The following is a 5,519-nucleotide window of genomic DNA, read 5'->3' on the forward strand; positions in this document are numbered from 1 at the left end:
GGGCAGGGCCGGGCGGAGCCGCCGGGGCTTGGCGGGCACGGCGGTGGGCGGCTCCATCAGCCGGGACGGGAAGCGCGGGGATTCGCCCAGCGTGGCCAGCGCCGCGCGCAGCTCCTTCGCCACGGCGGTGGCCTCCGTGGGCCTCGCGCGGCGGTCCTTGGAGAGCAGCGCTTCCACCAGGGCCACCAGCGGCGCCGGAATCCCGGAGCGCTGCGGCGTGAGCGGCGGCGGGGCGTCATACAGCACGGACTCCATCACCGCGCGGCCGCGCTGGATGGGAAACGGCCGCCTTCCAGCCAGCAGCTCGTAAAGGCAGACACCCAGCGAGTACAGGTCCGCCCGCGCATCCAGGACCTCGTCGCGGATCTGCTCCGGGGACATGTACGCCAGTTTCCCCATCACCACGCCCGACGTGGTCTGCGTGCCTTCGGACGTCTTCACGATGCCGAAGTCCGCGATCTTCACGGTGCCGGTGAAGGACAGCAGCAGGTTGTCCAGGGACACGTCTCGGTGGATGAGCTCCATCCACTTGCCCGACTCCGGGTTGACGAAGCGGTGCACGTACGCGAGCCCGTCACAGGCCTGCGCGATGGCATCCAGGATGGGGCCCAGGGGCAGCAGCTCCGGCCGGCTCGCCGCGTGGACGTGCGCGAGGCTGGAGCCCGCGACGTACTCCATGGACAGGTAGACCTGGTCGTCGATGACGCCCGTCTCCAGCACCCGCACCACGTTGAGGTGGTGCAGCCCGGCGGCGACCTCCGCCTCCCGCAACAGGCGGCGGCGGAAGCGGCCGTCGGCGGCGTGTTCGGAGTGGATGCGCTTGAGGACGACCGGCTCTTCCCAGCCCTCGCGTTCCGCGAGCGAGACGCGTCCCATGCCGCCTTCGCCAATGTCCCGCAGGACGCGGTACGGCCCGAATCGCTGGACGTCGTTCATTCCGGGGCAAGCCTACCGTCACTCGCGCCCGGAACGCAGGAACGCGCCGCCGGTCAGCCGCCGACCCGGGCCGAGTCCCCGGCCTGGGGCTCTTCGTCCACCCCGGTGCGGCCCTGGGAGCTGCCGGAGTGCGTGGACCCCGCCGACCGGCTGCTCTCGCCCGTCGCCACCCGGCCCGGCGAGTGCTCCACCGGCGCGCTCCCGAGAAGTCGCTTCAGCAGGTCGCCAAGCTTCTCGGCCAGCTTCTGGAAGGGGGACGCCTTCTTCTCACTCGCGCCCGCCGCCCCACCGCCCGGGAGCACGAAGCTGCACGCAACGGAACCGGAGTGCCCGCCACCCGGGCCTCTCACGCTGGTCCCTGAGGCGCACGGCCTCCGCGCGAAGCCCTCTCCCTCGGGGCCGCGATGGAGGCGGTCCTTGATCGAGACGCCGGGCAGGTCATGGTTGGGGCCGCCGTGGAACTGGTCCGGTGGATCCTTGTAGCCCTGGGCATTGCCGGAGGAGCCATGGCCGCCGGCGGAGATGCTCTGCCCGGACGCGCGGTGGACCGGCTGTTCGGGCTGCGGGGGGCTCGACAGCGGACGGGAGATCTTCACGAAGCACCTCGGGCGGCGGAGTTCCTGCAAACATCATCGGACCCAGCAGGTTCGGAGTTTCCTAGGAGTCCAGGAATACCGAAGACGCGTCTGGGATGCGGTGCGTTGGCGTCCAAAGTCAGACAACCCCCCTGGTCCTGCAGGAGGTCAATCCCTTCGGGAGGGCGTGCCGGGGAAGTCGCCCTGCGTCCCGCTGGAGCTGCCCCGGCCGCCCGCGCGGATGCTGGTGCCAGAGGCGTTCGTGTCATCGCCGTTGGGGGGCCTCTGGGGACCGGGCTTCGGCAGAGGGGGGAGCTTCTGGGGATGGAAGCCGCTGGAGACCTTGTCCTTGTCCTCGTCCTTGAACTTGTCCCGGTCCTCGATGCCATTGCTGCCTCGGGAACTGCCCGCGCCCACCTTGATGCTGCTGCCTGAAGCACCCTGTTTGCAGCCGCCCACCGACGAGCTGCCGGCCGGCCCGTCGAAGATGTCGGAGGGAAGCTGCTCCGCGGGCGGCTTCGGCGGGACCGGCTGCGGCCCCGAAGGGCGAGGCTGGGCGGTCGGCGACGTGGGCGGGGACGACGGCGGACGGGAGATCTTCACGGCGCACCTCGAAGGGCGGAGACGTCTCCCTCCATCATCGCCCGAGGCTTGTCGCGAGTTTCCTGTGTCGCCAGGAAGACAGGATCCCTGTCCTGGAGGGCAGGGACCCTATGCGGGGACGGCGGGCGTGCCCTGATGGGCGTCCACGCCAATCACATCCCGCACGGAGGCGAAGCCATCCCGGGCCAGCAGGGCGCCCAGCTCCGGGAGGATGCGGTCCACCATGCCCGGGCCTTCGTAGATGAAACCCGTGTACACCTGCACCACGGTGGCACCTGCACGCAGCTTCTCGTAGACGTCCTGCGCGGTGAACACGCCGCCCACGCCGATGAGGGGCAGGGTGCCCCGGCTGCGCTGGTACGCGCGGCGGATGACGGCGTTGGCCAGCTCGCGCACGGGGGCGCCGGACAGGCCGCCGGCCTCCTTCGCGTGCACGTGCTCGAAGGGGCGGGTGAGGGTGGTGTTGGTGGCGATGAGCCCGGACAGCCCGCGCGCCATCGCCACGTCCACCACTTCATCCACGGCTTCGGGCGTGAGGTCCGGGGCGATCTTCAGGAACAGCGGGATGCCCGGGGCCACGGCCTCCATCCGCTCGCGCACGGCGAGCAGCAGCGCGGAGAGCTGCTCCGGCTCCTGCAGCTTTCGCAGGCCCGGCGTGTTGGGCGAGGACGCGTTGACGACGACGTAGTCCCCCAGCGGCGCGAGCGCTTCCACGCACGCCACGTAGTCGTCCACCGCGCGCTCCAGCGGCGTGTCCTTGTTCTTGCCGATGTTCACGCCCAGGGGGCCGGGCTTCCATGTGCGGCCCTTGAGGCGCTCCGCCGCGGTGGCCGCGCCGTGGTTGTTGAAGCCCATGCGGTTGATGACCGCGCGGTGCTCCGGCAGGCGGAACAGGCGCGGCTTCGGGTTGCCGGGCTGGGGCTTGGGCGTGACGGTGCCAATCTCCACGGCGGAGAAGCCGCAGGCGAACAGCCCGTCCACGGCCTCCGCGTCCTTGTCCAGCCCGGCGGCGAGCGCCACCGGGTGGGCGAACTTCAGCCCCGCCAGCTCCACGGACAGGTCCATGGGGGCAAGGCGCAGCGTGTGCTCGCGCATGGCGCGGCAGCGGGCGTTCCACTTCCCCAGGGCCGCGAGCCCGGACATGCCCAGCCGGTGCGCGGGCTCCGGGGGCAGGGTGAAGAGCAGTGCGCGAGTGAAGCCGTACATGTCAGGCCGGGATGAAGGACGCCTCGCGCGCCCACGCGAGTGACTGGTCCACCTGCTCGGTGGTGAGCAGGCCGTTGGACTCGACGATTTCAATCTCCCGCCGCATGTCCGTCTCCAGCAGGTAGGGGCCGTCCGTGTTGATGGTGAACTTCACCTTGCGGTCCCAGAACGTCCGCATGATGTGCTCCAGCTCCTTCAGGTCCGCCACCGCCTTGGTGTGGATGTTGGACGTGGGGCACAGCTCCAGCGTGATGTTGTTCTCACGCAGGACCTTCATCGCGGACTCGTCGTACGCGGCGCGGATGCCATGGCCGATGCGGTTCGGCTTGAGCTTCTCCACCGCCGCCATCAGGCCTTCGGCGCCCGTGCCGGCCGTCTCGCCGGTGTGCACGGTGCACTTGAGGCCGCCCTTGCGCGCGCGGGCGTAGAGGTCCTCGTACTGGGCGAGCGAGGGCTTGTGCTCCATCGCGTCGCGCTCCGTGCCGGCCAGGTCGATGCCGTACACGCCGCGCGAGCGGTACTTGATGGCCTTCTCCACGATGATGCTGTTGAGCTTGTGGTCGAACTCGCGGGCCAGGCAGAAGATGAAGCCCACCTTCACGCCGTACTCCAGCACCGCGCGGTCCATGCCCCGCAGCGCCGCGTGGATGATGTGGTCCAGGTCCAGCTCGCTGGAGAGGTTGCGCTTCATCGGGTTGAAGCGCAGCTCGATCTGCGTGACGCGGCTGCCCCGGTACTCCTTGCCAATCACCTCGTAGACGGAGCGCTCGATGGCGCTGGGAGAGGATTGGATCTTCTCCGTCCAGGTGTGGAGGATCTTCAGGTAGTCGTCGAGGCTGCCCACCTTGCCCGGACGGGAGGTGATGAGCTCGACGAAGTCGAAGTAGTTTTTGACGGGGAGCTTGAAGCCCTGCTGGTGGGCGATGGACCACAGGATGTGCGGGGCTACCGCGCCACCCACGTGGATGTGGAGGTCAATGAGGTCGCGAACCATGGCGGCATGTATGCACAGCGCCGGGCACGCGTAAAGCTATCGGCGCAGCAGCACGTACACGGCGCCGGCTCCGCCGTCCTGCGGGCGTGCGGTGGCGAACGCCAGCACCATCCGCTCCAGCCGCTTCTGTGAAAGCAGGTCGCGCACCGCGTCCTTGAGCACCGGGATCTGGTCCTTGGAATTCAAACCGCGTCCGTGAACGATGAGGACGCAGCGGCGCTTCGCCCGGCGGCTGTCGGACAGGAAGCGCTCCACGGCGGCCTGGGCCTCCTTCTGCGTCTTGCCGTGAAGGTCCAGCCGGTCCTGCACGGAGAAGTCACCCCGTCGCAGCGAACGCAGCAGGTTGGGGTCGGTGCCGGGGGAGGAGCCCTCGAAGGACTCATCCGAGCCGGTGAAGGACAAGGGCCCGTCCACCGCGACCAGGTCGGACAGCTGCGCCAGCGCCTCCGCGTTGTCGTCGATGATTTCCGGCAGGCGCGGGTTTACCTTCGGGGCCTCGCCTCGGTGGGTGATCTGCTGCACGCCGTCCATGGCGGAGAAGAAGAGGCCCACGTCGTCGTCTTCCGGACGGGCCTTGGGGGCCTTCGCCGGCTTGTACACGGCGGTCTTCTTCTTGGCGGCCTCCGCGGCGGCAGCGGCAGCGGCCTTCTCCTGCTTCTCCTGGTCCTGGAGCGTCTTGATGGCGGACTTGAACGGGTTGTTCTGGAACTCCGCTTCCTTCTTCTTCGGGGGACGCTGGCTCATGGGATTCCTGTCTTCTAACCCGGGCTACAGGCCGCGCAGCCGTCGGATTTCCTCGTAGGCGTCGCGGACGGCCTGGAATCGGCGGGCGGCCTGCTCGGCGGCCCGGGGCCCCAGGTGGTTGGCCTTGTCCGGGTGGTGCTGGGCGGCGAGCTTCCGGTAGGTGCTCTTCACCTCCGCGTCGGTGGCGTCCGGCGGGAGGCCCAGGGTTTCGTAGTGGGCGGTGGCGTCGCCCAGGTGTTGTTCGGCCAGGGCCTGGGCCTTGGCGTCGGGGACGTCCAGGCCTTCGGCCATGCGCTTCAGGGCCTCGCGTTCGGAGCGCTGGAGGGGGCCGTCCGCGAGCGCCATCTCATAGAGCGCGTCCAGCAGGCGGAGCCGTTCGCCCGAAGGCAGGGAGTCCAGGCAGGAGGCGAGCGAGGCGGGGGCGTCCAGGGTGGCGGGGCGGGAGAGGAAGTCCTTGAGGT

General features: G+C 69.7%; 7 protein-coding genes. All 7 read right to left on the reverse strand.

The features are described 5' to 3' along the window. Positions 1 to 936 (reverse strand): serine/threonine-protein kinase (locus tag D7X32_RS42910; protein WP_147450494.1); only part of this gene is annotated, 936 nt, incomplete at its 3' end. Between the two features lie 53 nt (positions 937 to 989). Beyond that, entirely contained in the window at positions 990 to 1,532 is a 543-nt protein-coding gene (locus D7X32_RS42915) for a hypothetical protein (protein ID WP_120608265.1), read from the reverse strand. A gap of 147 nt (positions 1,533 to 1,679) precedes the next feature. Next, complete coding sequence (locus D7X32_RS42920) at positions 1,680 to 2,114, reverse strand: hypothetical protein (protein ID WP_120608266.1); 435 nt, start codon at positions 2,112 to 2,114, stop codon at positions 1,680 to 1,682. 108 nt (positions 2,115 to 2,222) lie between these two features. Beyond that, a complete protein-coding gene (locus D7X32_RS42925) occupies positions 2,223 to 3,320 on the reverse strand; it encodes a quinone-dependent dihydroorotate dehydrogenase (protein WP_120608267.1) in 1,098 nt (365 codons plus the stop codon). A 1-nt stretch (position 3,321) separates the two neighbouring features. After that, positions 3,322 to 4,314: an adenosine deaminase gene (add, locus tag D7X32_RS42930; RefSeq protein ID WP_120608268.1), complete on the reverse strand. Its 993-nt coding sequence runs from the start codon at positions 4,312 to 4,314 to the stop codon at positions 3,322 to 3,324. A 36-nt stretch (positions 4,315 to 4,350) separates the two neighbouring features. Continuing rightward, the gene (locus tag D7X32_RS42935) at positions 4,351 to 5,058 is read right to left on the reverse strand and encodes a Smr/MutS family protein (RefSeq protein ID WP_120608269.1); all 708 of its coding nucleotides are present in this window, start codon (positions 5,056 to 5,058) and stop codon (positions 4,351 to 4,353) included. A gap of 24 nt (positions 5,059 to 5,082) precedes the next feature. After that, the coding region (locus D7X32_RS42940) for a DnaJ domain-containing protein (RefSeq protein WP_158625870.1) at positions 5,083 to 5,519 on the reverse strand (437 nt) is incomplete at its 5' end.

Origin of the sequence: Corallococcus carmarthensis (genome assembly GCF_003611695.1) — a bacterium.
GTDB classification, from domain to species: Bacteria; Myxococcota; Myxococcia; order Myxococcales; family Myxococcaceae; genus Corallococcus; species Corallococcus carmarthensis.

Excerpts from the sequence above, each read along its gene's own strand:
- D7X32_RS42925 (WP_120608267.1), bottom strand. The coding sequence starts at position 3,320 with ATGTACGGCTTCACTCGCGCACTGCTCTTCACCCTGCCCCCGGAGCCC.
- add (WP_120608268.1), bottom strand. The coding sequence starts at position 4,314 with ATGGTTCGCGACCTCATTGACCTCCACATCCACGTGGGTGGCGCGGTA.
- D7X32_RS42935 (WP_120608269.1), bottom strand. The coding sequence starts at position 5,058 with ATGAGCCAGCGTCCCCCGAAGAAGAAGGAAGCGGAGTTCCAGAACAAC.